The organism is Streptomyces sp. RPA4-2, from assembly GCF_012273515.2.
Classification (GTDB): Bacteria; Actinomycetota; Actinomycetes; order Streptomycetales; family Streptomycetaceae; genus Streptomyces; species Streptomyces kaempferi.
In genome coordinates this window covers 6078410-6104197 of the sequence record NZ_CP050975.2, presented here as the reverse complement: position 1 = coordinate 6104197, position 25788 = coordinate 6078410, and the positions used below count along the sequence as shown (strand labels likewise).

Below are 25788 nucleotides of genomic sequence, written 5' to 3'. Positions count from 1 at the left end.
AGGGCACTGACACGACACCGCACCTGATCACTCGTACTCGCGCAGCAGCCCATCGATCTTGCTGTTGGCCACCTCCTGCCTACCATCGAGGCACTTCGCGTAGCGGCCCGAGCAGAACCTCCACGCTGTTTCCGGCACGCTCTGCGACCTCGGGCGGATCAACTCCTGCGTTGAGCCACGTGGACAGAGCGGAGTGGCGAAGGTCGTACGGTCGGCGCGCCAGTGGCGACGCCGCCGCGGCCGGCGGGAGGGCGAGGAGTCGGGCTTCTTGCCAAGCGCGCGAGTAGGTCGAGGAGGCGACCACTCCCCCGCGCTCGCTGTAGAAGAGGCTCCCGTCCGCAGCCGTGCCGAAGGCATCGAGTCCTCGCAACGGCTGGGCCGTCACCGCTGGGTGTGGTCGAGGGGACCATGTCCTGGCTCGCCGGATGCCGACGCATGCACCGCCACTGCGAACGCAAGGCCGAACACTTCTTCGCCTTCGTCGGCATCGCCGCAACCCTGATCAACTACCGCCGACTCACCAAATGAAACAACGCCTGATCGCGACCACCTCACCCAACGAGCCGCCCTTCCCTCAGCAGATCTCGGAGCCTCAGGGTTATGCAGCTACGTCGCCGACGCCCAGGTCAGGGGGCGGACCGTGACGTATTCACCGAAGCGTGGCTGAGGTCCGTGCGAGGTTGCCGGAGACACACGCGGCGGGCACTCGTTCGACGTACCCGCCATCGTGGCTGGTTTTCGATGGTCAGGTCAGTACTGCCCGACTGACAGCGAGAAGCCGAAAACCAAGAGAAGATCAGAAATTTGAAATGATTCGCCCCATATAATCCCCTGAGCGAGCCCTGGAGCACTCAGTGCTTCACGAATCGTGAATGGCGAACCGTCAGGCCAGAAACGCACTAGTTGAGCTACTTATCGACTGTTAACCTTTGCCAGTCATATCGTGATCATTAAGGGGAGGAACGATTCTCGATGGGATTCTGGCGAAAGAGTTCTGCCGCCTTGCTGGCTTCCGTTGCGTTGGCGGCAGGGGGCGCCGTGGCGACCGCGGCCCCGGCTTCGGCTGCACAGACCTGTCCGGCGGGCAATGTCTGCCTGTACGCCTCCACCGGTTTCAACAACATGGGGCTGCGGACGGTAAAAACCAGCGAGTGCTTCCAGCTCGCCTCTTACAACCTGATCGATGGCGACGGAATCATGTCCTATCGCAATAATCTCTCTGTCAAGGCTGTGCTTTGGCATACCAGCAGCCTGGACCAGGAGTGGGTGGCCGACGGCACGATCAGTGCGGGCGGCTTCAGCAGTAACACGAGCGGTAATTTCTCCGATGCCGTACTCGTGTGCACTGGCGGCCGAAGCCCTTACTGGTCAGAAGCCTAAACGTAGATGTAGTCCGGGGCGGCAGGCATCTACCTCGCCATCTGGGCAAGCAGAAGACGGTCTCGTCGCACGAGGAGTGGTCGTGGGTAAGTGGAGGGCCTCATTGCCCACGACCGGTCCGCCTGTGCTGGCGATTTCATGATCAGCGTCGCCAAGATTTCTTCATCTCGCAGCGCAACCACCCAATCCACTTCACCCAGGACCGTCATGCAGTGTATGTCTGATCCGGGTCCGCCCGCGCTGATCTCATAACTGAACCGCTCCGCCGGCTTGCAAGCCGGACAAACTAATATAGGGACAAAATGGTGCCGAAGCGGATACGTTCGATGATGGCTGCATCACTGGTACTGGTCGGCGGAGGTGTGCCCGCCCTCGCATCAGCGGCATCAGCGGCTTCGTCGAGCTTCGAGTACGAGGTAACCCGGACTGCGTCGTCGTATCGGGACATTCCGGGAACCGAGGTATTGTTCACCGCCGCAGAGGGTGAGAAGTCATATCTGTGGTCGCGTAATCTGTCGGTGGCGAGCGTGACACCTCTGGGTAGCGGGGACAACATCGGTTCTACGGTGGCGGTACGGTGCAGTTTTTCCGATGGCGGAGCGCTTCCTGCTGATGCGGAGGCCGGCGTGTATTGGGCCGCAAATCTGGTGCCACCCGGAGAGGACTCAGTCTCTCCGGCCCTGCGCTGGGTGTTCACCGCACCCACTGCTGGAACGTACAACTGCCGCCTTTCAGTGACCAGTTACTCAACGATAATCCAGAATGGGCGCAGTGTGACGATGCGGGTGCCGGCCGGTGCGGAACTGGCCCGCGGAGTCTATTCATCAACAGCACGCTGGACGCTGCCCGCCGCTAGCGCTGCTGTGATCGCACGCGGCTCGACGCAGACTACGCTGGGATACACCTACACGTCCGGCGCCGACGACAACATCACCGTTGTACAGGACGCGGCACTGACAACCTGCGTCTCAGGCTCCACTATCTGTGCGGGCGGGTCGACGGATTATTCCAAGACGCAGGCAGAAACTTGGATTGAAGCACAGCCGCAAAACCCCGATGGAACCAAGTGCGGTAATCCCATCAATGGGGCTGTGGCGAAGTGGAACATCTCTACTGCCAAGCATCACCAGACCGCAACAAACGTCCTCCACCTCACCAAGTCTCAGCTCGTCGGGTGCACGCAGATACGCGCTTCTCTCAAGGTGAAGAACGTCGACGGCAATCCACTCAACCTCCATGCCGGGTACGCCTCGGGACAGATCGCTGCAACTCACGGTCTTGCCTTCACGTACTGACATATCAGGGTCCATAGCGTGCTCGCAAAAGGTCTCCAGCAAGTCTCGGAGCTCTAAGCCCGGCACAATCTCCATCACTGGGCGGAGCTGTGCCTGCACCTCCACCGAGGCGTGACCCAAAGCCAAGAACTCGCCCGCCTTATCCGTCAAAATCGGAACGCAGGCCACGAGCAACCCCCCAAGCGCTCCCCGCACTCAGCCAGTTGTGGAGCTGGTCTCACTTGCCAGCGTGACCCTGAGAAAGAAAGACAGGTAGAGCGCTGTTCGAGCCAAAGGGCTCAAAGTTGAGGGTCGAACCACGAACGCAGGGCGCGCAGTTGCCGCACAACGTTTGCGCCTGAGTGCCCTCCTGAGCAGGGACCTCGCAGGAGGTGTCCGGACTGTCCGGTTAAGTCCCTCACCTGCACAAACAGCCCGGACGGCTTTAGGAACCACTGTCCGGACTGTCCGGTCACAGAGAGCTGCAACACCCCGGGGCGCAGCCCATTAGCGACGCTCCTGTGTCGCGTGACAACGACGAATGCGCGGCAGGTCTTCGCGCAGCAGCTTGACGACCTCAACAGCCCGTCGAGCCTTGCTGGCGTCAGAGGTGAACGCTGCGAACAGAGCGCAGATTGCGACGACAATCGCGATCGGAGGTCATGAGGCACCGTCAGGTCGTGCGTGTGCAAGCTTCTCTTCAGTCGTGGTCCGCACCGGTCGGCGGGGCGGCGAAGTACTGGGCGTATCGCGTCCCGGCGAAGTGCTCGCCCAGCAGGCGGGAGAAGAGCAGGACCGACGACAGCGGGCGGTGGTTCACCACCAGGTGGTGCGTCTTTCCCTCTGCGTTCCTGTAGACGACAGCGATGTTGGCGATCGGCTCGCCGCCCACCTCGGACGTGTAGTCCTCGACGAAGTCGTTCTCGCCGTATCCGCCGATGTAGATGAAGTCCTGGTACTCGTACAGAGTGCGCGCATAGGACAGCACCGTGCGAACGTCCTCCGCACCCCGGACGACCCCGTTCAGTACCGAGCCCTCCATCGTCACGTCGTCGGCAAGGTTGTCCAGCCAATGCGGGTAGTAGTCCGTGCGCCGGCGCGCCGGGTCGTCGCTGCCCAGATACATCGGTTTCGTCTTGTCAGTCATCTTCCAGCCTTTCAAACGGGACAACGGCCTGATGCGTCTGGCCGGCAGGCCGAGCAGTGCCTCCGGCCGAGAGGGGCGGCGCCGCCGACATCACCATCGGCATCGGCAGGGCCGCGTTCTACCTGTCGTCCTCGTTCGTGCCGTCCTCGAAGACGAAGAGTGGCTTGGCGTCGCGTGCGGGTGTTTCGGCGAGCGCGAGGGCTTCGGCGAAGCGTTCGAGTGGGAAGGGCCGGCCCTCGGGGATGCTCAGGACGCCGTCAGTGACCAGTCCACGCACCTCGGACAGCGCGCGCAGCGCATCCTCGGGCGTGGCGGTGGCGAACCAGCGGTTCAGCCAGAAACCACGGACCACTTTGGTCTCGTAGATCACCGAGCGGGCCTGCAACGGGATCGTCAGCGCCGCCGGATCGGTCTGCCGATGGGTGGACAGCGCGCCGTAGACCACGACCTCTCCCCCCGGGGCCAACGCCTGGGACACCTGGGCACCCACGACTCCCGCGACACAGTCGGTGGCCTTGCGCACGCCCGCCGGCCCCGCGATCTCGGCCACACGCCGCACCAGGTCCTCGTCCTCGGTACAGATGACCTCGTCCCCACCGAGCGCCTTGATCTCCTCGACGGCATCCCGCCGACGCACGACATTGATCGTGCGAATGCCCAGGTGCCGGCACAGCTGGATGACGAGCCGGCCGACGGTGGAACCCGCCGCCGTCTGCAACAGCCATTCGCCCGGCCGCACATCGAGTACGCGCGTCACCAGGAGCAGCGCGGTCAACGGATTGACGGCAAGTTGGCAGGCGCTGGAGTCGCTCAGGCCGTCGGGGACCGGCAGGAGCCTTCGTGTGTCGGCGACGAGGTACTCCTGCCAGGTGCCGGCCACCGGGGGCCCTGGTACCGCCGGTACGGCGGCGACCACCACACGCTCACCGACCTCCAGCCCCGCGGTGTCCGGGCCCAGGGCCTCGATACGGCCCACGCATTCCATGTGACCCCCGACAGCCGGGAATTCGGGGGAGAAACCGTAGCGGCCACGCAGGACGTGCAGATCACTGGCGTGGACCGGAGTCGCCGTCACACGGATCAACGCCTGGCCGGCCTCCGGCACGGGAACAGGCCGGGACTCCAGCCGCAGAACATCGACAGGCTCGCCAACCCTGCCGGCTACGAGCGCACGCATGGACCGAGGCATGAATGACCTTTCGTCTCTCACCGCCCGACGAACTCGGCGGGTGATCGGGGAAAACAATGCTGGTGCCGGCATTCCCGGCACCCAAAAGGGCGCTGCGTCCGTGCGGCCTGCTGAATTTCGTGATCCGGACCGCTCGCCGCAGCGCATCACTCTGGTTCAGATGATGCAGCTGTCATTTCGGGCATTTCGGGGTCGCTGCGCCCGGTCACGGAGGAACTCCCGGCGGCGGACAATGTCGCGTCCATGTCTGCCGCGCCGGTTCGGGGGTCAGGAGGCCGCCGGGAACACCTGGAGGCCGTCGATCGAGTCACGCCCCTTGGCGGTGTCCGCGTACAGCCGGGCCTTGACTATCAGGCCGTCGTTCACGGTGAACAGCAGACAGTGTTCGTTCTCCATGGTGCGGCCGTTCTTCGCCTTCGCCCTGGCCCTGACGGGGACGACCACGTGCGTCCCTGCGTCGAGCACTGTGTGCGCGTCGTAGGTGAAGGTCTCGTAGTAGTGATCGTAGATGTCCCGGTAGAAGGCGAGAAATCCTTCAGGCCCATGGAATGTTCCGCCATAGGGCAGGGAGGTGGGGAAGTCGAAGATCACTTCGGGTGACATGAGGGCCACCAGGTCCGAGGAATCGTTCTCCTCGAATCCTGAATATGCTCGCCGGCAGGCGTCCACAATGGTCTGATTGCTCGACACGTTTCCTCCAGATCGCAGCGGAGATGAGCGGGGATCCGTTCAGTCGCGGTCGCCGTCCGACGGGTCAGCGACGTACTTCGCGTACTCTGTCCCGGCGAAGTGTTCGCCCAGCTTCCGGGAGAAGTGGTTGAGCATCTGCAGCGGACGGTGGTTCATCACGAGATGCTGCGTCTTCCCCTCCTCGTTGAAGTAGACGACGGCGATGTTGGCGATCGGCTTGCCGTCCACCGTCGCCGCGTAGTCCTCGACGAAGCCGTTCTCTCCGTACTTGCCGATGTAGATGAAGTCCTGGAAATCGTACAGAGTGCGCGCATAGGACAGAATCGCAAAGACGTCCTCGGCCCCGTGGATGGTGCCCGTGAAGACTCCGGCCTCCAGCGTCACATCGTCGGCCAGATTGTCCAGCCAAGGGGGGTAGTAGTCCTTGCGCTGCCGCGCCGGGTCGCCGCTTCCCAGATATGTCGGGGGCGTCTTGTAGGTCATCTTTCATCCTCCAGTATCGGTTGAACTTCTAACAGAATCGCCGGACGCGACAGGCACTGTCCAACGAAAGTCAGAGAATGCCGCCATCTCGCTGAGAGATACCTCGGGCGCTCGCTGAGGGATACTCGGAGGGTGGAACTGCGCCAGCTCGAGTACTTCGTCGCCGTCGCCGAGGAAGCGAACTTCACCCGTGCCGCCGCACGGCTGCACGTCGTCCAGTCCGCGGTCTCCACCACGATCAAGAACCTCGAGCGAGAACTCCGCACGCCGCTGCTGGAACGCACCCCCAAGCGCGTGCTGCTCACCGACGCCGGTGCTGCCCTGCTGCCGCGCGCCCACGCCGCTCTCGACGCCGCCCGGGAGGCCGCGGACGCGGTGGGCGAGGTCCGCGGCGGACTGCGCGGCACACTGCGGCTGGGCGCGATAGCCACGGTCGGGGTCATCGACCTCCCCGTGTTCCTCGGTGAATTCCACCGGCGTCATCCCGGCGTGTTCCTGCAGACCAGCGCCGCTCCCTCCGGCTCCCAGGGCCTGGTCGACGCCCTCCTCGAACGGCGGCTCGACCTCGCCTTCGTCTCGGGGTCCGGACCACGCCCGACCGGCATCACGCTGACCCCCCTGGCCACCTCGGTGCTCGACCTCGTCGTGCCGGCCGCCCATCCGCTCGCGAGACGCCGCACCGTGTCGATCACCGAACTGGCCGGCCTGGACTTCGTCGACTTCCCCGCGGGCTACAGCAACCGGACCGTTGCCGACCGGGCCTTCACCACCGCCTCCGTCCCCCATCAGGTCGCCATCGAGATCACCGACCTCACCACCGGCGTGGCCTACGTCCGAAACGGCCTGGGCGTGGCGCTGCTGCCGCGGGTCGCCCTCGGCAAGGGACAGGACGTCGCCACCCTGACCGTCGACGACGCCGACCTGGAATGGGAGTTTTCACTCGCCGCTCCGTCCGAGCGCCCGCCAGGTGCCGCGGCACGTGCCATGCTCGACATGGCCCACGAGTTCCTCTGGCAAGCGTGAGCATCGGCTTCCCCTGGCAAGCGTGAGCGTCGGCTTCCCCTGGCAAGCGTGAGCGTCGGCTTCCCCTGGCAAGCGTGAGCGTCGGCTTCCCCTGGCAAGCGTGAGCGTCGGCTTCCCCTGGCAAGGGTGAGCATCGACGACGTGCGGGAGTGGGCGGCGTCGGTGGGGAGGCCGTGCTCGCCGTCCGTCGCCCCGCCGCCTCCGCGCGGTCCTCACGCGTACACGACCGAGTGCCGTTCTTTCAGGGGCAGTTGGCCCCCGACGTGGGAGGCGGCCGGACGGTTCGGCGGTCTTTGCCGGGGAATTCCGATCAGTGCTTTCGGTGGCGTCGCTCACATAATTGGTGCAGGCATCTAGGCAATGCGCCTTTCTTCGCCGACAGTTGATGACGGAAGGCCCCGAAGAAAGCAATCGCTCACATGCACTATTCCTCCGACGTTCCCGTACAGCCCCACGCCGTCACCGTCGCCGAAGTGATTCCCGGTGATCTTCTCGCCCTCTCGGATCAGGACGTGAAGGAGAGCACCTGGTACTCGGTGATGCACACCTCGCCCGAGACTCCGCACACCATTCGACTGACATTGCGGCCGCCGCTCGGCGGGAAGGATCACGACGCGGTATTCGAGCGAGGTCGTCAAGTGACCGTCGCCTGCCGTCGGTTGGACGTGGCGGCAATTCCCGAGACCGTCTCCTCCGATCTCGATACGGTGGAATTCCGGGACGGAGACCGCGTCGGTTCGCTGCGCGTCGTGGACCCCGGGGCCGTCGAGGAGTCGTACACCCGTAGGTGGGGCCAGTGGTACCCGGATCTGGACAGCGGGACCCAGGAACCGATCTCGGACGCGGAGGTGCGGGAGCGGGCCGCGCGAGCCGTCCGGCAGGGACACGTCGTACGCCATCACCCGCGTCCGCGCCGGTCCGCCGGGGCCCGTGCGCCGCGCCGGGTCGTCGTCACCGGGCTCGGCGCCGTGACGCCCCTCGGTGTCGGAGTCGGGGAACTGTGGCAGGGGCTGCTCGAAGGCCGCTGCGGCATACGCGAGTTGGAGGGCGAGGAGTTCGCCGGACTGCCGGTGCGGATCGCGGGGACCGTGCCCGTGGACCCCGTCGGACTGCTGCCCCGGCCGCAGGCGCGGCGGATGAACCGGTCCGCCCAGTTCGCGGTGCTCGCCGCCCGCGAGGCCTGGCAGGACGCCGGATTCGACCCCGCCGGCACGGGGGAGAGCGGGCTCGCCCCCGATCGGGTCGGCGTCTCGGTCGGCTCCATCCTCGGCGACGCCTCCGTCCTGGTCGGCGGCGACCGCAGGCTGCGCGACCGCGGACCGCGCGCGGTCTCCCCGCTGACCACGCCGATGACCGTGCCCTCGCAGGCCGCGTCGCAGGTGTCGCTCGCCCTGCGCATCACCGGCGAGGCCCGCACCGTGACCAGCGCGTGCGCCTCCGGCACCGAGGCCGTCGGGCAGGCCATCGACCGCATCCGGTACGGGCGGGTCGACGTCGCCCTCGCCGGGGGCGCCGAGGCCGTGGTCACCCCGGCGATCATGGCCTCCTTCGCCGCGATGCGCGCGCTGTCCGCCCACCCGATCGGATCCACCAGCCCCTCCCGGCCGTTCGCCGGCGACCGCGACGGCTTCGTGAACGGCGAGGGCGCCGGGTTCCTGCTCCTGGAGGCCGAGGAGCACGCGCGGGCACGCCGGGCGCGCGTCTACTGCGAGGCCGCCGGCTGGGGCCTGTCCGCGGACGCCCACCACATGGCCGCGCCCGACCCGTCCGGCAGCGGCGTGGCACTGGCGCTGCGCCGGGCCGTCCAGGACGCGGGCGCCCACGTCGTCGACGTCGTCCACGTCAACGCGCACGCCACCGCCACCGTCGACGGCGATCTCGCCGAGGCGAACGCCCTGCGCGCCGTGCTCGGCGGGCGGGTGCCCGTCACCGCGCTCAAGGGGCATCTCGGCCATCTCCAGGGAGCCGCGGGCGGTGTGGAGGCCGTCGCCACGGTGCTCACCCTCCATCACGGCCTCATCCCGCCCACCATCGGCTGTGACGTCCAGGACGACGCCATCGGCCTGGACGTGGTGACCAAGAGCCCCCGCCCGCTGCCCGCGTTCGGCGACCTCGCCCTCAGCAACTCGTTCGGATTCGGCGGCCACAACGCGGTACTGGCGTTTCGCCGGACGGGTTGACCGGCCGGCGGCCACATCGGCCGCGCGTGCCACATCGGCCGCGCGTACGGGCGTACGGGCGTACGGGCGTACGGGCGTACGGGCAGGCGCCTACCGGTCCGCCGTGGTTCTGTCGTGTCTCAGGCCGAGGCCCGTTTGCGCGGGGTGGTCTTCTTCGCGGTGGCGGTGTTCTTCTTGGCGGCCGTCTTCTTGGCCGCGCCCTTGGCCGTCCCCTGGGCCGTCGACTTCGTGGCCGTCCGGGCGGTGGTCCCGGAGGACGCCTTCCCCGTGGCCTTCTTCGTCGCCGTCTTCTTCGCCGCCGTCTTCTTCGCGGTCGACGTGGACTTCTTCCCTCCGACCGACTTCGGTGCCGTACGAGCCGACCTTCGGGCCGGGAGCGGGGTGACCTCGGCGGTCCCGCCGGTCTCCTCGGCCTTCCCACCGGTCCGCTCCTCGGTCTTCGCGCCCCTCGCCCCGTCCGTCTCCTCGCCGCGGGACTCCTTCGCCGCGCGCACGCTCTTCTCCAGGGCGGCCATCAGGTCGAGCACCTTGCCACCCGCCTTCTCCCCGGCGGGCGCGGCCGGCGCCTGTTCGCCGGAGGCCTTGGCGGCGATCAGCTCCTCCACGGCGTCGCGGTAGTCGTCGTGCAGGTCCGCGAGGTCGACCTCGCCGAGGGTGTCCATGAGGGCGTCGGCCAGGTCGAGTTCCTGGTCGCGGACGGTCACGTTCGCGTCCGGGGCGACCTCGTCCGTACCGCGGATCTCGTCCGGCCAGAGCAGCCCGTGCATGGCGATCACGTCGTCCACCACCCGCAGCATCCCGAGCCGCTCCCGTCCGCGCAGCGCGAACTTCGCGATGGCGACCTTCCGGCTGCGCTTGAGGGCCTCGCGCAGCAGGATGTACGGCTTGGCGGCGGGGACGCCGTTCGCGGACAGGTAGTAGGCCGTGTCCATCTGGAGCGGGTCGATCCGGTCGGCCGGCACGAAGGCCACGATCTCGATCGTCCTGGCGGTCGGGATCGGCAGCGAGGCGAGGTCCTCGTCCGTGACCGGGATCAGCGAGCCGTCGCCGTCCTCGTACGCCTTGCCGATCTCACCGGTGGTGACCTCGCGGTCCTCCAGTTCGCAGAACTTCCGGTACCGGATGCGGCCACCGTCGTCGAGGTGGATCTGGCGGAAGGAGATCGAGTGGCTCTCCGTCGCGTTCACGAGCTTGATCGGGATACTGACCAGCCCGAAGGAGATGGCGCCGTTCCAGATGGATCGCACGTGCAGCACCTTCCTGAGACGGATTCGAGAGGCGAGAGACGAGGGACGAGGGGTCCGACACGGATTTCGCGGGGTGCGGTTGGAAGTCAGGCTAGACGCGTGTTCGCGACAGCACATCCGCAGGCGGGGCGCCGAGCGCCTCCCCCACGGTTTCGTGCGACGCTCGACCCATGACGCCGATCACCGAGGTGGAGGGACGGCGGCTCGCGCTCACCAACCTGGAGAAGGTCGTCTACCCGGCGACCGGCTTCACGAAGGGCGAGGTCCTGCACTACTGCGCGACGACCGCGGCCCCGCTGCTGGCACACCTCCACGACCGGCCGGTCTCCTTCCTGCGCTATCCCGACGGACCGGACGGCCAGGTCTTCTTCACCAAGAACGTGCCGCCCGGCACCCCCGCCTGGGTCCAGGCCGCGGAGGTCCCCCGGACGGAGGGCCCCGCCCGTATGGTCCTGATCCAGGACCTCCCCTCGCTCATGTGGGCCGCGAACCTCGTCACCGAGTTCCACACACCGCAGTGGCGGGCGGACGCGCCCGGCGCGGCGGACCGGCTGGTGTTCGACCTGGACCCCGGCGCCCCCGCGACGGTCGTCGAGTGCTGCGAGGTCGCCCTGTGGCTGCGGGAGCGGCTGGCGGCGGACGGAATCGCGGCGTACGCGAAGACGTCCGGCTCGAAGGGGCTGCATCTGCTGGCGGCGCTGGTGCCGGTGGCGTCCGAGGACGTCAGCGCGTACGCGAAGGAGCTGGCCGTCGAGGCGGAGCGCGCGCTGCCGGGCCTGGTCACACACCGGATGACGAAGAGCCTGCGGCCGGGAAAGGTCTTCGTCGACCACAGCCAGAACGCCGCGCGCAAGACCACGGCGACGCCGTACACCCTGCGGGCCCGGACCACGCCCACCGTCTCCGCGCCCGTCACCTGGGACGAGGTCGCGGACTGCGGTGAGCCGGAGCGGCTCGTCTTCCACGCCGGGGACATCGCGTCACGGCTGGAGCGGTACGGCGATCTGCTGGCACCGCTGCTGGATCCGGGCCGCGCGCACGCCTTGCCGTGAGCCGACGGACGCCGCGCACGGTTCACGCGGCCCCTCCTGGACCCTCTCGGCCCCTCTTCGCTCCTCTCGGCTCCTCTCCCGGCCCGCGACGGGGCACCGGCCGACGGGGTTGTCAGGCCCCGGGTCGCCGGACCTCGGACCTCGGACCCTGGGGTCGCCGGACCTCGGACCTCGGGTCGCCGCGCATCCGGCCCACGCGGACAATGAACAGCGTCAGGACACGGGGGCGAAGCGGGACCCGGCAGGGCAAGTCAAGGGCGGGGCAGGGCGGGACGGACTAGACCGGACAAGGGCAGCGCAGGGTGTGTGGCCGCGTGCCACCGGGGGCGGCGGCGGCCTGCCGGCGAGGTGGCGATGATGCCGACGTGGCGACTGCGGGACTTCCACGACGATGATCTCGACCAGGCGATCCAGATTTGGGACCAGAACCGGCAGGCGGACGACGCCGCCGCCGTCTTCCCGGTCTCCGAGGTCATGGCGGCGGCCCGGGGCGGCGGCCCCGCCGTGGTCGCCGTGGCCGGGAACGACATGGTGGGCATGGCGGTGGCACAGGTCCGGGGCGAACGGGCCTGGATCACGCTGGTGGCGCTCTCCGCCGCGTGGCGCGACCGGGGCATCGGCAGCGCCCTGATCGGTGAACTCGAACGCCGGCTGCGGACCCAGGACGTACGGCGGATCGGGGCACTGCTCGCCCCGGGGGCGACCGGGACGACGGCACTGGAGAACTCCGGCTACCGGGCGCGCACCGGGCTGGTCTTCTACGAGAAGATCGAGCATCTCGGCGCGGGCGAGGCGGGTCTGCTCGCGGAGCTCGGCGGGAGGCTGCAGCCGCAGGGGCTCTGGCACGCGCTCGCCGGGATGGAACGGGAGAAGGACGCCATCGAGCGGCGGATCGTGCTGCCGCTGGCCGAGCCCGAGCTCGCCGACCGGTACGGGGTGGCGCCGCCGAAGGCGGTCATCCTCTTCGGGCCTCCCGGCACCGGGAAGACCAGCTTCGCGAAGGCGGTCGCCTCCCGGCTGGAGTGGCCGTTCGTGGAGCTGTTCCCGTCCCGGCTGGCGGCGGGCGCCGAGGGGCTCGCCACGTCGCTGCGGAACACCTTCGCCGAGCTGGCGGAACTGGAGACGGTGGTGCTGTTCATCGACGAGGTCGAGGAGATCGCCGGCGCCCGGTCCGGTCTGGCCGTCGATCCCGGCCACGGTGTCACCAACGAGCTGCTGAAACTGATCCCCGGCTTCCGCGACCACGACGAGCGGCTGCTGATCTGCGCCACGAACTCCGTCCGCTCACTGGATCAGGCGTTCCTGCGGCCCGGGAGGTTCGACTACGTCATCCCGGTGGGCCCGCCCGATCCGGTGGCCCGGGAGGCCATCTGGCGGCGCTATCTCGGGGCCGCCGCCGACCGGGTCGAGCTGCACCGGCTGGTGGCGGCGAGTGAGATGTTCACCCCCGCCGACATCGAGTTCGCCGCCCGCAAGGGCGCCCAGGCCGCGTTCGAGCGCGAGATCACCGACCGCCGGGGCGTGCCGGCCGGTACCGAGGACTACCTGGCGGCGGTCGCCGACACCCGCCCGACCCTCACCGCGCAGGCCCTCACCGAGTTCGAGGAGGACATCGGGCGTCACGTACGGATGTGACGCCCCTGCCGTCGCGCAGTACGGGCGTACGGAGGACGTCAGAGAGGGCGTGGAGAGGGCGTACGGACGTGACACAGGCCGTCGAAGCAACCGTGGCGCCGGGCGGTCCCGGGACGCGTGGCGCCGGGGTCCCGGGACGCGTGAGAGAGGCGGCGGGAGCCTCACAACCACGTGTGCCGGTCACGGGCCATCGCGTGCAGTGCCTCCACGTCCGCCGGTTTCAGGACCCCGCCCAGCCGGGCCAGGGAGGACAGCTCGGTGTCCTGGAGCACGCGCAGCTCACGGAGCGGCGAGAGGACGTCGAGGCCCGCGGGCCCGGCCAGGGCCAGGACGGGACGGACCTCGGCGGTCAGCGCGTACGAGGCCCGGCCGGCGTCGGCGCGGACCTGCCGGAGCAGGGGGCGCGACTCGCGGCGGCCGACCGTGACCATGGGATCGGTGACGAGGACCCGCTGCTTGCGGGCGTACACGGCACGGACCGAGAAGACACCGCCGGGTCCGATGACCAGGTGGTGGATACGGTCACCGCCGGGCAGGGGGACCGAGTGCACGGTGTGCCAGCCCGCGCCCTCCAGCCGGTCGAGGGCGTCGCCGACGGTCTGCTCGGCGGCGAGCGCGCGGCGGCGCGGGTCGGGCCGCAGCCGGTGGGCCGGCCCCGGATCCCGGTCGAGGGCGACGACCAGTGCCTCGCCCGGCCGGTTGGGCGCGAGGTCGTCGTCCGGATGGAGGGTGAGGCGGGCCAGCTCCGCCGGGGTGGGGACCGGAGGCGGACCCACGGTCACAGGGCCGGTGAGGAACGGGGCGAGGGTGTCGAGCACGTCCTCCCGCCGGTCCTCGCTGAGCAGGTTGACCCGGGCCGTGTCACGGTCGTACCAGGCGACGTTCCTCCCGTCGGTCAGGCACACGTAGAGGCGCTCCTGTCCGTGGCGCCAGGCCGGTACGACCCGCAGTCCGTTCATGCACCATCACCCCATGACCATGGGAACAGGCGGGGTGCTCCAGGGGCAAGAACCCGGTTACCTTTGTGAGCAGTTGGGGGAGTTGTGGGAGGCGCCGTTGCGGACTCGCAGAAGACAGCCCGATGTACCCGCTCCGCAGAACCCGTGGAGCGAGATCGTGCCCGGCCTGTGGATGGGCGGGCACGCCTTCGCGGGGCCCTCCGGGGAGCCGGAATTCGCCGTCGTGCACGATGAGTTCGACCTGGTCCTGACGCTGCTGCGGCTACCGGGGCACGGTCCGGACCCGGGCGTCGAGCACCATGTGTGGCCGATCCCGGACGGCCCCCTGGACGGCACGCAGCTGGCGGGCGTGATCCGTCTCGCGCGGGCCGCGGACGACGCGCTGGAGGACGGTCGCCGGGTCCTGGTCCGCTGCTACCACGGCTACAACCGCTCGGGGCTCGTCGTGGCGCACGCGCTGATCCTCGCGGGGCACAGCTCCGACGAGGCGATACGGCTGATCCGGGGCCGCCGCTCGCCGTGGGCCCTGCACAACGAACTGTTCGTGGAGTACCTGCGGGCCGGACTCCCCACCGCCCGGCTCCTGGAGGAACTGGCGGAGTAGCGGAGTAGCGGAGCAGCGCAGTAGCGCAGTAGCGCAGTAGCGCAGTAGCGAAGTAGTGGAACAGCCGAGTAGCGACGGGGGCACCGGCGGAGCTGCCGGGCGGGGCTGAGGGACGGGAGAAGCGGCGGAACCAGGGAAGTCCGGTCGACGGAACCCGGGACTCCGGGGCGGAACGCAGGAGCCCGGAGGGCCGGAACACGGGAGTCCGGTCGGCGCTCCGCCCACGAACAAAAAGGACTTCCGTACGAATAAGGTGTAGGGCGTCGGTTCCGTCGGTTTCACGCCGGCCTCGCGCACCGTGCCGTCCCCGGCCCCGGACCGAGGCGGGCACGGACGCAGGAGAGCAGTGACCCCCACTCGGCCCAGCCGCCTCACGCTCGCCGCCCTCGCCGCCGCGCTGGTGGCGGTCCTGGCCGGCTGTGGCGACTCCGGTGCGCTGCGCTCCGCGGGTGAGACGCCCACCGCCGTGGGCCCCGCCAGGCTCTGGCCGGAGCTGCCTCCCGCGTCGACGCCCGCCCTCGACTACGGCGAGGCCGACACCGAGACGGTCAAGGGTGTCACCGCGCCGGGTGACGACATCCACCAGGTGAATCCGCTCGACGTGGTGCGCGCCGAGGTCGCCGCGCACCCGGACGAGTACTCCGGCGCGGGCGCCTCGCACGCGGCGACCGCCCGGCAGTTGGAGGACTGCGGGAAGAAGGGCGCCCTCGGCAAGGACTGCCCGCTCCTGAAGGCGTACTACCGCGATCTCACCGGCGACGGGAAGGACGACATGGTGCTCGGCATCCGCTTCCCCCACAACCAGCTGGCCGTACGCGTGTACGCCTTCCTGGACCACCGGCTGGTGCAGGTCATGAGCACTTCGGACAGCGTGGTCAGCGTCGAGCTCGCGGGCCGCCAGGTGATCATCCGCTCGCCCTCGACCCTGCCGGGCTACGAGTTCCGTACGGTGTGGACCTGGGACCCGCACCAGAACGCGATGCTGGCGACCCGCGACGAGATCCTCCGGGTGGGCACCCCTCCCCCACGCCCACCCGTGCCACCACCCCGGCGCCCGTCCCGCCGCCGTCCGCGTCCGCGCCCCCCTTCACGACCTCCGGCCCGTCCCCGTCGGCGAGCGGCTCATGACGCGCCCCCGACGGCACCCCCGCCCCGCCGGGCACCCCCGCCCCGCCCGGCGCTTCCGTCCCATGCGCACCCTACGGGCCCTCTGCCGCATCCCCCACTGGACCGCCACCCTCACCTGGAAGGCGACCGCCTTCCTCGCGGTGATGTGCTGCGGCCTGGCCGCCCTCCTCGGCGTCCTCGTGCATGTGTCGGTGACCGACCAGACCGTCGGCGAGGCCCGCGGCCGCGCGCTCGACCGGCTGGCCGAGGTGACGGCTGCGTACGAGGAGGGCGACCGGCTGCCCCCGGGCGCGGGCGTCGACCTGCCGGGGCTGCCGGCCGCGCTGCGCGAGCTGGCCACCGACGGCCGGCGCGGCACGATGGTCGGCGGCCAGGACGAGCATCCCACCATGTGGGCGGCCGGACCCGCCGGCCGCGGGCGGGCACTCGCCGTGCAGTTCGACTACGCGCAGGGGGCCCACGCCATCGACGCCCTGGACCGGGCGATCGTGTGGTCCTCGGCGCTGGCGATCGGCGCGACGCTGCTGGTGGGGGCGTTCGCGGTGACCCGGGTGACCCGGCGGCTGCACGCGACGGCGCGGGTGGCCCGGCGGATCAGCGCCGGCGACCTGGACGCACGCGTCAACGACCCCCGCACCGTCCACGACCCCCGTACCGCCTACGACACCCGTACCGTCCACGACTCCCGGGGCGGCGTCAACCCCCGTACCCAGCGCCCGACACGTCCTCAGGACGAGGTGGCCGCGGTCGCCGGCGCGCTCGACACGATGGCGGCCTCGCTGCAGGGCAAACTGCTGAGCGAGCAGCGCTTCACCGCGGACGTGGCGCACGAGCTGCGCACCCCGCTGACCGGGCTGCACGCGGCGGCCGAGCTGCTGCCGCCGGGCCGGCCGACCGAGCTGGTGCGCGACCGGGTCGCCACGCTGCGCACGCTCACCGAGGATCTGCTGGAGATCTCCCGTCTGGACGCCGGACGGGAACGGCTGGAACTGGATTCGGAGCCCCTGGCCCCGCTGGCCGGCCGGGTGGTGTGGGCGTCGGGCACCGAGACCGAGGTCCATGTCGTGCGCGACACACGGGTGGAGACCGACCGGCGCCGCCTGGAGCGGGTGCTCGGCAATCTGGTGGCCAACGCGCACAAGCACGGCAGGGCGCCGGTGACGCTGACCGTCGACGGCCCGGTGGTGACCGTACGGGACCACGGCGACGGCTATCCGGACTACCTGCTGGAGCACGGGCCGCAGCGGTTCCGTACCGAGGGCGGCTCCAAGGGCCATGGCCTCGGTCTGACGATCGCGCTCGGCCAGGCGGAGGTGCTGGGCGCGCTGCTGGTCTTCACCAACGCTCCCGACGGTGGGGCCCTGGCGACCTTGACGCTCCCTCAGGACGCACAGGACGCACAGGACGAGCGGAACGAGCGGGACGAGCGATACGAGCGGAGCTCGCGGAACGAACGGGACGGGGAGAACGGTGGGACCGACCGGGACGGCGGGAACGGCCGCGACGGTGACACCGGTCCCTGAGTCCTCCGCTCCCCCAACGCGATGAACCCGCGCCGGCTACACCGAAACGGACCGTTCATCACTGCATGACGGGACATGAGCTCCACCACTTGCTACGTTCCGGACATGATTCAGCCCGGAATGCCCGGTTCGGACGAAACGACCGGACCGACCGGAACAGCCGGAACGGCCGGAACTACCGGAACGGCCGTGGTGGCGGACCCACCCCCACCCGTCCCCTCCGCACGTCTCGCCAGGCGCCGCGGCATCGAGTTCACCCTCATCGTCGTCGCCGTGCTGCTCTCCGTGTACGGCTACTGCGCCGTCGGACTCGCCCGGCACGGCACCGTCCCGCCCGGCGCCGCCGGTTACGGCGCGGGGCTCGGCGTGCTGGCGCTCCTCGCGCACGTCGCGGTGCGGCTGCGGGCGCCGTACGCCGATCCGCTGCTGCTGCCGATCGCCGTCCTCCTCAACGGCCTCGGCCTGGTGCTGATCTACCGTCTCGACCTGGAGACCCCCGACGACCCGGCCGCCCCGATCCAGCTCATCTGGTCGACCCTCGGTGTCGCGCTGTTCATCGTGGTCGTGTTCTTCCTGCGCGACCACCGCGTCCTGCAGCGCTACACCTACGTCTCGGTCGTCACCGCGCTCGCGCTGCTGCTCCTGCCGATCCTCTTCCCCGCCGTGAACGGCGCCCGGATCTGGATCCGGATCGCCGGATTCTCCATCCAGCCGGGCGAGTTCGCGAAGGTGCTCCTCGCGGTCTTCTTCGCCGGCTACCTCGCGGCCAACCGCAACGCGCTCACGCACGCGGGCCGTCCGGTCCTCGGCTTCATCCGGCTCCAGTTGCCCACCGGCCGCGTCCTCGGCCCGATCGTCACGGTCTGGCTGCTGAGCGTGCTGGTGCTCATCCTGGAGCGGGACCTGGGGACGTCGCTGCTGTTCTTCGGCCTGTTCGTGATCCTGCTGTACATCGCCACCGGCCGCACCGGCTGGATCGCGGTGGGCCTCCTGCTCGCCTGCGCGGGCGCGATGGCCGTGGGCCGGCTGGAACCGCACGTCCACGGGCGGGTGCAGGACTGGCTGCACCCCTTCGCCTCGATCGACGCGGGGCTCGGGCCCAACCAACTCGCCCAGTCCCTCTTCGCGTTCGCCGCCGGCGGCATGCTCGGCACCGGTCTCGGGCTCGGCCACTCCATCCTGATCGGTTTCGCCGCCAAGTCGGACTTCATCCTCGCGACGGCGGGCGAGGAGCTGGGCCTGTCCGGGCTCTCGGCGATCTTCCTCCTCTACGCGCTCCTCGTGGAGCGCGGCTACCGGGCCGGCCTCGCCCTGCGCGATCCCTTCGGGCGCCTCCTCGCGATCGGCCTCGCCTCGATCGTGGCGCTCCAGGTCTTCGTGATCGCCGGCGGGGTGACCGGTCTGATCCCGCTGACCGGAATGGCGATGCCGTTCCTCGCCCAGGGCGGCTCCTCGGTCGTCACCAACTGGATCATCGTCGCGCTGCTGATCCGGATCAGCGATTCGGCACGCAGTCAGTACGACGGGACGGCGGCGCCGTGAGCCGCCGGAAGGACTCACCATGACCAAGTACATCCGCAGGGCCGCCGCCCTGTGCGCCGTGCTGCTCGTCGCGCTCCTCGTGAACGCCGCCCGCGTCCAGATCGTCCGGGGCGGGACGTACGACGACAACCCGGCCAACCGCCGTCAGTCGATCGCCCGGTACGGGCAGCCGCGCGGCGACATCCTGGTCGGCGGGCGGCCGGTCACCGGCTCCAGGGACACCGGGGAGCAGCTCCGCTACGAACGGACGTACACGGACGGCCCGCTGTACGCGCCCGTGACCGGCTTCGCCTCACAGGTGTACGGCACGACGTCCCTGGAGAGCACCGAGGACGGCATCCTCTCCGGCACCGATCCGCTGCTCTCCCCGCTCCCGCTGTGGAACGACTTCACGCGGGCCCGCAACCCCGGCGGCCAGATCGTCACCACCCTCGATCCGGCCGCACAGCGGGCGGCCTACCAGGGGCTCGGCCGGCGCCGGGGCGCGGTCGCCGCCATCCAGCCGTCCACGGGCAGGATCCTGGCGCTGGTCTCGACGCCCTCCTACGACCCCGGGCAGCTGTCGGGGACGGGGACGGCGGTGACGGACGCGTGGCGGCGGCTGAACGCGGCGGCGGACAAGCCGATGCTCAACCGGGCGATCCGGCAGACCTATCCGCCGGGGTCGACGTTCAAGGTGGTGACGGCCGCGGCGGCGCTGGAGACCGGCGTGGTGACGGACGTCGACGAGTCGACCGACTCCCCCGACCCGTACACGCTGCCCGGCACCACGACCTGGCTGACGAACGAGACCGAGGGCTGCGAGGACGCGTCGCTGCGGTACGCCTTCGAGTGGTCGTGCAACACGGTCTTCGCCAAACTCGGCGTGGACGTGGGACTGCGTGCCATGAGCCGCACGGCGGCGGACTTCGGCTTCAACGACAAGAAGCTGCGGATCCCGTTCCTGGCCGCGCCCAGTAATTTCGACACCGTCCTCGACAGGCCGCAGTTGGCGCTCTCCTCCATCGGCCAGTTCAACACCCGGGCCACGCCCCTGCAGATGGCGATGATCTCGGCGGCCGTGGCGGACGGCGGGACCGTCAAGTCGCCCTACCTGGTGGAACGGAGGAAAGGGCTGGACGGCACCACCGTCTCGACGACCGGACCGCACACGCTCCGCCAGGCGATGAGCCCGGCGACGGCCGCACGGATGCGCCGGCTGATGACGGACGTGGTGACGGACGGCACCGGCGCGAACGCCGCGATCCCGGGGGCGACCGTCGGCGGCAAGACCGGGACCGCCCAGCACGGCATCGACAACCTGGGGCTGCCGTACGCCTGGTTCGTCTCCTGGGCCCAGGCCGACGACTCCCTGCAGCCCGCGGTGGCGGTCGCGGTCGTCGTCGAGGACGCGGCCGCGGACCGCGGCGACATCAGCGGGGGCGGGGACGCGGCGCCGATCGCGAAGGCGGTGATGGAGGCGGTGCTCGGGTCCGGGGACGGGCACGGCGAAGGAGGCTCGAAGGGACGTCGTGGAGGTCGGTTGCGGCCGGAATGAGATATCCGGCCGGAATCGGCGTACTGATGGGAGGCTCCCCACCACAACGGCCCCGTCCTGTCATGCCGGAGGTACCTCGCCCGTGAGCATCACCAGAGCGGCCCCGCCGGGGCCCGGCCACCGCGACCCGGACGAACCGCGGGTCGAGGACGCGGGCGGACCGGGGGTCAAGGACGCGGGCGGACCGCCGGCCGAGGCGAAGGAACGGCGAGCCGGGGCGAACGAACCGCGGGCCGAAGCGGAAGAGCCGCCGGCCGGGACGAAGGAACGGCAGGCCGACGATTCGCAGGGCTGGCAGTTCAGCTCGCCGCTCGTGCTGGTGATGCTGCTGGTCGTGCTGGTGCTGGCGCAGGGCCCGGTCCGCGGCGCCCTGTCCGCGCCCGTGATGCAGAGCTGGATGACCGTGTTCGTCGCGGTGGTCCTCCAGGCGCTGCCCTTCCTCGTCCTCGGCGTGCTGCTGTCGGCGGCCATCGCGGTGTTCGTCCCGCCCGCGTTCTTCGCCCGCGCGCTGCCGAAGCGGCCCGCGCTGGCCGTGCCGGTGGCCGGGATGGCCGGGGCGGTGCTGCCGGGCTGCGAGTGCGCGTCCGTGCCGGTGGCCGGCGCGCTGGTGCGCCGGGGGGTGACACCGGCGGCGGCGCTGGCGTTCCTGCTGTCGGCCCCGGCGATCAACCCGATCGTGCTGACCGCCACCGCCGTCGCGTTCCCCCGCGACCCCGAGATGGTCGTGGCCCGCTTCGTGGCGAGTCTGCTCGTGGCGTGCTCGATGGGGTGGCTGTGGCAGCGGCTGGGCCGTGCCGACTGGCTGCGGCCGCCGGCCCGCCCCTCGCACGAGGGTCTCGGCAAGGGGGCCGCGTTCTGGGGGTCCGTACGGCACGACGTGATGCACGCCGGCGGCTTCCTCGTCATCGGGGCCATGGCGGCGGCCACGCTCAAGGCCGTCGTGCCGGCGAGCTGGCTGCACGCCGCGGCCGACAACCCGGTGGTGGCGATCCTCGCCCTGGCCGTCCTGGCGGTGCTGTTGTCCATCTGCTCCGAGGCCGACGCGTTCGTAGTCTCGTCCCTGACCCAGTTCTCGCTGACCGCGCGGCTGGCCTTCCTCGTGGTGGGACCGATGATCGATCTGAAGCTCTTCGCCATGCAGGCGGGCACGTTCGGCCGCGGGTTCGCCCTGCGGTTCGCGCCCGCCACCTTCGCGCTGGCCATCCTCGGATCGGTGCTCGTCGGGACGGTGCTCCTGTGAACCGGCAGGCCCAGGCGGTGATCATGTTCCTGGTCGGGGCGGCGGTGCTGCACGCCGGCTTCACCGACCTCTATCTGCGCTATGTCAAGGCCGGGCTGCGGCCCCTGCTCCTCGCGGCCGGTGTGGTCCTGATCCTCGCGGCGCTGGCGACGGTCTGGTACGACCGGCGCGCGTCGAAGGACGGACACCGGCACGCGGAGGGCGCGGGGGAAGGCGAGGGGCAAGAGGCCGGGAGCGGGGACGGCCACGGACACGCGCACCGGGAACCCCGTGTCTCCTGGCTCCTCGTCCTGCCCCTGTTCGCCCTCATCCTGGTCGCCCCGCCCGCGCTCGGTTCCTACAGCGCCCTGCACACCGGTACGGCCCTGCAGGCGCCCCTCGCCTATCCGCGCCTGCCGGCCGCCGACCCGCTCCCGCTCAGCGTCGTCGACTACGCGGGGCGCGCCGCGTACGGTCACGGCCGCACCCTGGGGAACCGGCGGGTGGAGGTCACCGGTTTCGTCGCCCTCGGCCACGACGGCACCCCGTACCTGGTCCGGATGGCGCTCAACTGCTGTGCCGCCGACGCCCAGCCGGTCAAGATCGGTCTGACCGGGCACATCCCGCCCGTCCTGGAGCCCGACGCCTGGCTGCGGGTCACCGGCACCTACACCGGCAAGCGGGCCAAGGACCCGGTCAACGACGGGGTCATCCCCTTCCTCGACGTCACCGAGGCCAGGCCGGTCCCGACCCCGCGCGACCCGTACGACGAGAGCTGGAACAACTGACCGGAACATTGGAGACGGGGGTGGCGCACGGTTCGGACACCCCCCGGTGGGCCGCCGCACGCGGTTCGCGCCCCCGCCCTCAGGAGTCCGCGCCCTCCTCGATCATCTCCTCGACCTCGGCCACGCGCGCCCGCTCCTCCGCCGCGAACCGCCCCGCGTCCAGCCGCTCCGCGATCTCCTCGTCCTGGGCCATCAGCAGGTCGAGGCTGGAGTCGCCCATCTCGAGGACGCCCATGTCGACGTACGCCTGCTGGAGGCGCTCGCCCCACAGGCCGATGTCCTTGACGCAGGGGACGATGCGGCTGAAGAGCAGCCGGCGGAAGAGGTGCAGGAATTCGGACTGCTCGCTGTACACCTCGGCCTCGGCCCTGGGGACGCCGAAGTTCTCGAGCACCTCGACGCCGCGCAGCCGGTCCCGCATCAGGTGGCAGCCCTCGATGACGAACTCCTCGCGTTCGCGCAGTTCAGCGTCGGAGAGCTGCCGGTAGTAGTCGCGCAGCGCCATGCGGCCGAAGGCGACATGGCGGGCCTCGTCCTGCATCACGTACGCGAGGATCTGCTTGGGGAGGGGCTTGTCCGTGGTGTCGCGGATCATGCCGAAGGCCGCCAGCGCCAGGCCCTCGATCAGGACCTGCATCCCGAGGTAGGGCATGTCCCAGCGGGAGTCGCGGAGGGTGTCGCCGAGCAGGGACCGCAGGTGGTCGTTGACCGGGTAGAGCATTCCGATCTTCTCGTGCAGGAAGCGGCCGTAGATCTCCGCGTGCCGGGCCTCGTCCATGGTCTGGGTGGCCGAGTAGAGCTTCGCGTCGAGATCGGGGACGGACTCCACGATGCGCGCCGCGCACACCATCGCGCCCTGCTCGCCGTGCAGGAACTGGCTGAACTGCCAGGCGGTGTAGTGCCGGCGCAGTTCACCCATGTCCCGGTCGGTCATCTTCGCCCAGTGCGGTGTCCCGTACAGGGTCATCGCCTCGTCGGGGGTGCCGAGCGGATCGTACGGATCGACCTCGATGTCCCAGTCGATCCGCCGCTGTCCGTCCCACTGTTTGTCCTTGCCCTTCTGGTACAGGGCGAGAAGCCGGGCGCGACCGTCGTCGTACTCCCAGCTGAAGCGTGCTGCCCCCGAGGCCGGTATCTGCCAGAGGGGGTCTCCCGGGTCCTTGGCGTACAGCTCGTGCGTCGGCATACCCGGCAGGCTCACACGGGGTAGACGCGTCGTCAACAAGTCGCGCACAGGGGATTGACGAGCTTGCTGACGGGCAGTCTCATAAGAAGTGACCGCCGGTAACCCCTGAAGATCCCGTACGACGAGGTGGGAACAGTCATGACGACGGTGACGGAAGACGGACTCGACGAGCTCGCCGGGCTCCGCGACGCGCTCGGCTTGCTCAAGGACCGTGAACAAGTGGCCGAACGGCTGCTCGCCTCTTCCGCCAAGCACTCCTTCGACCCGGACAAGGAGCTGGACTGGGACGCGCCCTTCGAGGAGGGCAAGTGGTTCTGGCCGCCCGAGCTGGTCTCGCTCTACGACACCCCGCTGTGGAAGCGGATGGGCGAGGAGCAGCGCATCCTGCTCTCGCAGCACGAGGCGGCGGCGCTCGCCTCCCTCGGGATCTGGTTCGAGATCATCCTGATGCAGCTGCTGGTGCGTCACATCTACGACAAGGCGGCCACGAGCGCGCACGTGCGGTACGCGCTCACCGAGATCGAGGACGAGTGCCGGCACTCGAAGATGTTCGCCCGGCTGATCTCGCGCGGCGGCACACCGCACTACCCGGTCAGCCGCGCCCATCTGAATCTCGGGCGGCTCTTCAAGACCATCTCGACCACCCCCGGCTCCTTCACCGCGACACTGCTCGGCGAGGAGATCCTGGACTGGATGCAGCGGCTGACCTTCCCCGACGAGCGGGTGCAGACCCTGGTGCGCGGCGTCACCCGCATCCACGTGGTCGAGGAGGCCCGGCACGTGCGGTACGCGCGGGAGGAGCTGCGGCGCCAGATGGTGACCGCGCCACGCTGGTCCCAGGAGTTCACCCGCGTCACCTCCGGCGAGTTCGCCCGTGTCTTCTCCGTCGCCTTCGTCAATCCCGAGGTCTACACGAACGTCGGTCTGGACCGGCGCGAGGCCGTGGCGCAGGTGCGGGCGAGCGGACACCGGCGCGAGGTGATGCAGACCGGGGCGAAACGCCTGACCGACTTCCTGGACGACATCGGCGTACTGCGGGGCGTCGGACGGCGGCTGTGGAAGGCCTCTGGGCTGCTGGCCTGAGGGGGGCGCCACGCCGGTGTCCCTCGCGGGGCCCGGAACGAGGTCACGGACCGAGCCCCGCCGGACGGGTGCGAGCAGGGGCGGCGGGGGCGAACACACGGGTTACGCTGCCGACATGACCTCCGCGGCCCCCACCCCCGCATACCGCCGGCTGAGCGTCGAGGAGCGGCGTTCGCAGCTCCTCGAGGCGGCGCTGACCCTCTTCGCGCACCGGGCCCCCGAGGAGGTCTCGCTGGACGACGTGGCGGAGGCCGCGGGGGTGTCGCGGCCCCTCGTGTACCGGTACTTCCCGGGCGGCAAGCAGCAGCTGTACGAGGCCGCGCTGCGCTCCGCCGCGGAGGAGCTGGAGCACTGCTTCGCGGAGCCGCCGCAGGGGTCGCTGAGCGAACGGCTGTCGCGGGCCCTTGACCGCTATCTCGCCTTCGTCGACCAGCACGACGCGGGCTTCAGCGCGCTGCTGCAGGGCGGCAGCGTCGTCGAGACGTCCAGGACGACCGCCATAGTGGACGGGGTGCGGCGGGCCGCCGCCGACCACATCGTCGACCATCTCGCCGTGCGGGATCCGGGGCCCCGGCTGCGGATGACCGTACGGATGTGGATCACCGCCGTCGAGGGCGCGTCGCTCAGCTGGCTCGACGGGGGCAAGGAACCGCCGCTGGACGAGCTGCGGGACTGGCTGGTGGAGCAGTTCGTGGCGATGCTGGTGGCGAGCGCGGGACGCGATCCGCAGACCGCCGACGTCGTGCGTGCGGCGCTCGCCCTGGAGGCGCCGGAGGGTGCGGTGGGGGTGCTGGCCCGGCGGGTCGTCCCGCTGCTCGACGGCGCGGCGCGACTCCTGTGACCAGCACCGCCCGGCACTGACTGACACCGACTGAAACTGCCCGGCACCGACCGGCACTGACCTGCGATGAGCGCCACC

The 25788-nt window shown here is 70.0% G+C and carries 22 protein-coding genes and 2 pseudogenes; 15 read left to right on the top strand and 9 right to left on the bottom strand.

The genetic code is table 11. The features are described 5' to 3' along the window. Positions 1–27 precede the first annotated feature (27 nt). A pseudogene (locus tag HEP85_RS26875) lies at positions 28–352 on the bottom strand (site-specific integrase); the annotation flags it as partial. Between HEP85_RS26875 and HEP85_RS26870 the strand changes: the two are divergent. From HEP85_RS26870 to HEP85_RS26860, 3 genes and pseudogenes are all read left to right on the top strand, one after another. After that, a pseudogene (locus tag HEP85_RS26870) lies at positions 350–528 on the top strand (transposase); the annotation flags it as partial. The pseudogenes HEP85_RS26875 and HEP85_RS26870 sit on opposite strands and share 3 nt — an antisense overlap. Positions 529–972: 444 nt before the next feature. After that, entirely contained in the window at positions 973–1380 is a 408-nt protein-coding gene (locus tag HEP85_RS26865) for a peptidase inhibitor family I36 protein (RefSeq protein ID WP_168530220.1), read from the top strand. A gap of 302 nt (positions 1381–1682) precedes the next feature. Beyond that, on the top strand, positions 1683–2675 hold the full coding sequence (locus tag HEP85_RS26860) for a hypothetical protein (protein ID WP_248002080.1): 993 nt from the start codon (positions 1683–1685) through the stop codon (positions 2673–2675). 679 nt (positions 2676–3354) lie between these two features. Here HEP85_RS26860 and HEP85_RS26855 read toward each other — a convergent pair. The 4 genes from HEP85_RS26855 to HEP85_RS26840 form a co-directional block, all read right to left on the bottom strand. Further along, a complete protein-coding gene (locus tag HEP85_RS26855) occupies positions 3355–3801 on the bottom strand; it encodes a hypothetical protein (protein WP_168530219.1) in 447 nt (148 codons plus the stop codon). Positions 3802–3919: 118 nt separating this feature from the next. Then, the gene (locus tag HEP85_RS26850; RefSeq protein ID WP_168530218.1) at positions 3920–4978 is read right to left on the bottom strand and encodes a zinc-dependent alcohol dehydrogenase family protein; all 1059 of its coding nucleotides are present in this window, start codon (positions 4976–4978) and stop codon (positions 3920–3922) included. A 279-nt stretch (positions 4979–5257) separates the two neighbouring features. Then, a complete protein-coding gene (locus tag HEP85_RS26845; RefSeq protein ID WP_211118072.1) occupies positions 5258–5680 on the bottom strand; it encodes a nuclear transport factor 2 family protein in 423 nt (140 codons plus the stop codon). Positions 5681–5719: 39 nt separating this feature from the next. After that, positions 5720–6163: a hypothetical protein gene (locus HEP85_RS26840; RefSeq protein ID WP_168530217.1), complete on the bottom strand. Its 444-nt coding sequence runs from the start codon at positions 6161–6163 to the stop codon at positions 5720–5722. A gap of 132 nt (positions 6164–6295) precedes the next feature. Between HEP85_RS26840 and HEP85_RS26835 the strand changes: the two genes are divergently transcribed. Together HEP85_RS26835 and HEP85_RS26830 are read left to right on the top strand one after the other, a co-directional pair. Then, positions 6296–7186, top strand: coding sequence for a LysR family transcriptional regulator (locus HEP85_RS26835; RefSeq protein WP_168530216.1), 891 nt, complete (start codon positions 6296–6298; stop codon positions 7184–7186). A gap of 419 nt (positions 7187–7605) precedes the next feature. Continuing rightward, positions 7606–9366: a beta-ketoacyl synthase gene (locus HEP85_RS26830; protein ID WP_168530215.1), complete on the top strand. Its 1761-nt coding sequence runs from the start codon at positions 7606–7608 to the stop codon at positions 9364–9366. Positions 9367–9485: 119 nt separating this feature from the next. On the opposite strand, the gene HEP85_RS26825 is transcribed toward HEP85_RS26830, so the two are convergent. After that, complete coding sequence (locus tag HEP85_RS26825) at positions 9486–10622, bottom strand: Ku protein (protein WP_248002079.1); 1137 nt, start codon at positions 10620–10622, stop codon at positions 9486–9488. A gap of 161 nt (positions 10623–10783) precedes the next feature. Between HEP85_RS26825 and ligD the strand changes: the two genes are divergently transcribed. Beyond that, a complete protein-coding gene (gene ligD, locus HEP85_RS26820; RefSeq protein WP_168530213.1) occupies positions 10784–11665 on the top strand; it encodes a non-homologous end-joining DNA ligase in 882 nt (293 codons plus the stop codon). Positions 11666–12022: 357 nt separating this feature from the next. Beyond that, a complete protein-coding gene (locus HEP85_RS26815) occupies positions 12023–13300 on the top strand; it encodes an ATP-binding protein (protein ID WP_168530212.1) in 1278 nt (425 codons plus the stop codon). 161 nt (positions 13301–13461) lie between these two features. On the opposite strand, the gene HEP85_RS26810 is transcribed toward HEP85_RS26815, so the two are convergent. Continuing rightward, positions 13462–14259 (bottom strand): nuclease-related domain-containing protein, encoded by a 798-nt coding sequence (locus tag HEP85_RS26810; protein WP_168530211.1) that lies wholly within the window; start codon positions 14257–14259, stop codon positions 13462–13464. 97 nt (positions 14260–14356) lie between these two features. Here HEP85_RS26810 and HEP85_RS26805 point away from each other — a divergent pair, with 97 nt between their 5' ends. Beyond that, complete coding sequence (locus tag HEP85_RS26805; protein ID WP_168534049.1) at positions 14357–14863, top strand: dual specificity protein phosphatase family protein; 507 nt, start codon at positions 14357–14359, stop codon at positions 14861–14863. A gap of 522 nt (positions 14864–15385) precedes the next feature. Here the strand turns inward: HEP85_RS26805 and HEP85_RS26800 are convergent. Continuing rightward, positions 15386–15577, bottom strand: a complete 192-nt coding sequence (locus tag HEP85_RS26800; protein ID WP_369657853.1) for a hypothetical protein — start codon at positions 15575–15577, stop codon at positions 15386–15388. 476 nt (positions 15578–16053) lie between these two features. Here HEP85_RS26800 and HEP85_RS26795 point away from each other — a divergent pair, with 476 nt between their 5' ends. From HEP85_RS26795 to HEP85_RS26775, 5 genes are all read left to right on the top strand, one after another. Further along, complete coding sequence (locus HEP85_RS26795) at positions 16054–17514, top strand: ATP-binding protein (protein WP_369657852.1); 1461 nt, start codon at positions 16054–16056, stop codon at positions 17512–17514. Positions 17515–17634: 120 nt separating this feature from the next. Continuing rightward, on the top strand, positions 17635–19056 hold the full coding sequence (locus HEP85_RS26790; protein WP_168534047.1) for an FtsW/RodA/SpoVE family cell cycle protein: 1422 nt from the start codon (positions 17635–17637) through the stop codon (positions 19054–19056). Positions 19057–19075: 19 nt separating this feature from the next. Further along, entirely contained in the window at positions 19076–20593 is a 1518-nt protein-coding gene (locus HEP85_RS26785; RefSeq protein WP_168530209.1) for a penicillin-binding protein 2, read from the top strand. 82 nt (positions 20594–20675) lie between these two features. Further along, on the top strand, positions 20676–21833 hold the full coding sequence (locus HEP85_RS26780) for a permease (protein ID WP_369657851.1): 1158 nt from the start codon (positions 20676–20678) through the stop codon (positions 21831–21833). After that, positions 21830–22600: a TIGR03943 family protein gene (locus HEP85_RS26775; RefSeq protein ID WP_168530208.1), complete on the top strand. Its 771-nt coding sequence runs from the start codon at positions 21830–21832 to the stop codon at positions 22598–22600. Before HEP85_RS26780 ends, HEP85_RS26775 begins: the two co-directional genes overlap by 4 nt. Positions 22601–22679: 79 nt before the next feature. On the opposite strand, the gene HEP85_RS26770 is transcribed toward HEP85_RS26775, so the two are convergent. Beyond that, positions 22680–23786 carry a ferritin-like domain-containing protein gene (locus tag HEP85_RS26770; protein WP_168530207.1) on the bottom strand — a complete coding sequence of 369 codons (1107 nt, stop codon included), beginning with the start codon at positions 23784–23786 and terminating at the stop codon, positions 22680–22682. Between the two features lie 138 nt (positions 23787–23924). On the opposite strand from HEP85_RS26770, the gene HEP85_RS26765 reads away from it, so the two are divergent. Continuing rightward, entirely contained in the window at positions 23925–24869 is a 945-nt protein-coding gene (locus HEP85_RS26765; RefSeq protein ID WP_168530206.1) for a diiron oxygenase, read from the top strand. A gap of 115 nt (positions 24870–24984) precedes the next feature. After that, on the top strand, positions 24985–25710 hold the full coding sequence (locus HEP85_RS26760; protein WP_168530205.1) for a TetR/AcrR family transcriptional regulator: 726 nt from the start codon (positions 24985–24987) through the stop codon (positions 25708–25710). Positions 25711–25788: the final 78 nt, after the last annotated feature.

Bases quoted from the DNA above. Each gene is read 5' to 3' on its own strand.
- HEP85_RS26865 (WP_168530220.1), top strand. From the start codon at position 973: ATGGGATTCTGGCGAAAGAGTTCTGCCGCCTTGCTGGCTTCCGTTGCG.
- HEP85_RS26860 (WP_248002080.1), top strand. From the start codon at position 1,683: ATGGTGCCGAAGCGGATACGTTCGATGATGGCTGCATCACTGGTACTG.
- HEP85_RS26855 (WP_168530219.1), bottom strand. From the start codon at position 3,801: ATGACTGACAAGACGAAACCGATGTATCTGGGCAGCGACGACCCGGCG.
- HEP85_RS26850 (WP_168530218.1), bottom strand. From the start codon at position 4,978: ATGCGTGCGCTCGTAGCCGGCAGGGTTGGCGAGCCTGTCGATGTTCTG.
- HEP85_RS26840 (WP_168530217.1), bottom strand. From the start codon at position 6,163: ATGACCTACAAGACGCCCCCGACATATCTGGGAAGCGGCGACCCGGCG.
- HEP85_RS26830 (WP_168530215.1), top strand. From the start codon at position 7,606: ATGCACTATTCCTCCGACGTTCCCGTACAGCCCCACGCCGTCACCGTC.
- ligD (WP_168530213.1), top strand. From the start codon at position 10,784: ATGACGCCGATCACCGAGGTGGAGGGACGGCGGCTCGCGCTCACCAAC.
- HEP85_RS26815 (WP_168530212.1), top strand. From the start codon at position 12,023: ATGCCGACGTGGCGACTGCGGGACTTCCACGACGATGATCTCGACCAG.
- HEP85_RS26810 (WP_168530211.1), bottom strand. From the start codon at position 14,259: ATGAACGGACTGCGGGTCGTACCGGCCTGGCGCCACGGACAGGAGCGC.
- HEP85_RS26795 (WP_369657852.1), top strand. From the start codon at position 16,054: ATGCGCACCCTACGGGCCCTCTGCCGCATCCCCCACTGGACCGCCACC.
- HEP85_RS26790 (WP_168534047.1), top strand. From the start codon at position 17,635: ATGCCCGGTTCGGACGAAACGACCGGACCGACCGGAACAGCCGGAACG.
- HEP85_RS26785 (WP_168530209.1), top strand. From the start codon at position 19,076: ATGACCAAGTACATCCGCAGGGCCGCCGCCCTGTGCGCCGTGCTGCTC.
- HEP85_RS26770 (WP_168530207.1), bottom strand. From the start codon at position 23,786: ATGCCGACGCACGAGCTGTACGCCAAGGACCCGGGAGACCCCCTCTGG.
- HEP85_RS26765 (WP_168530206.1), top strand. From the start codon at position 23,925: ATGACGACGGTGACGGAAGACGGACTCGACGAGCTCGCCGGGCTCCGC.
- HEP85_RS26760 (WP_168530205.1), top strand. From the start codon at position 24,985: ATGACCTCCGCGGCCCCCACCCCCGCATACCGCCGGCTGAGCGTCGAG.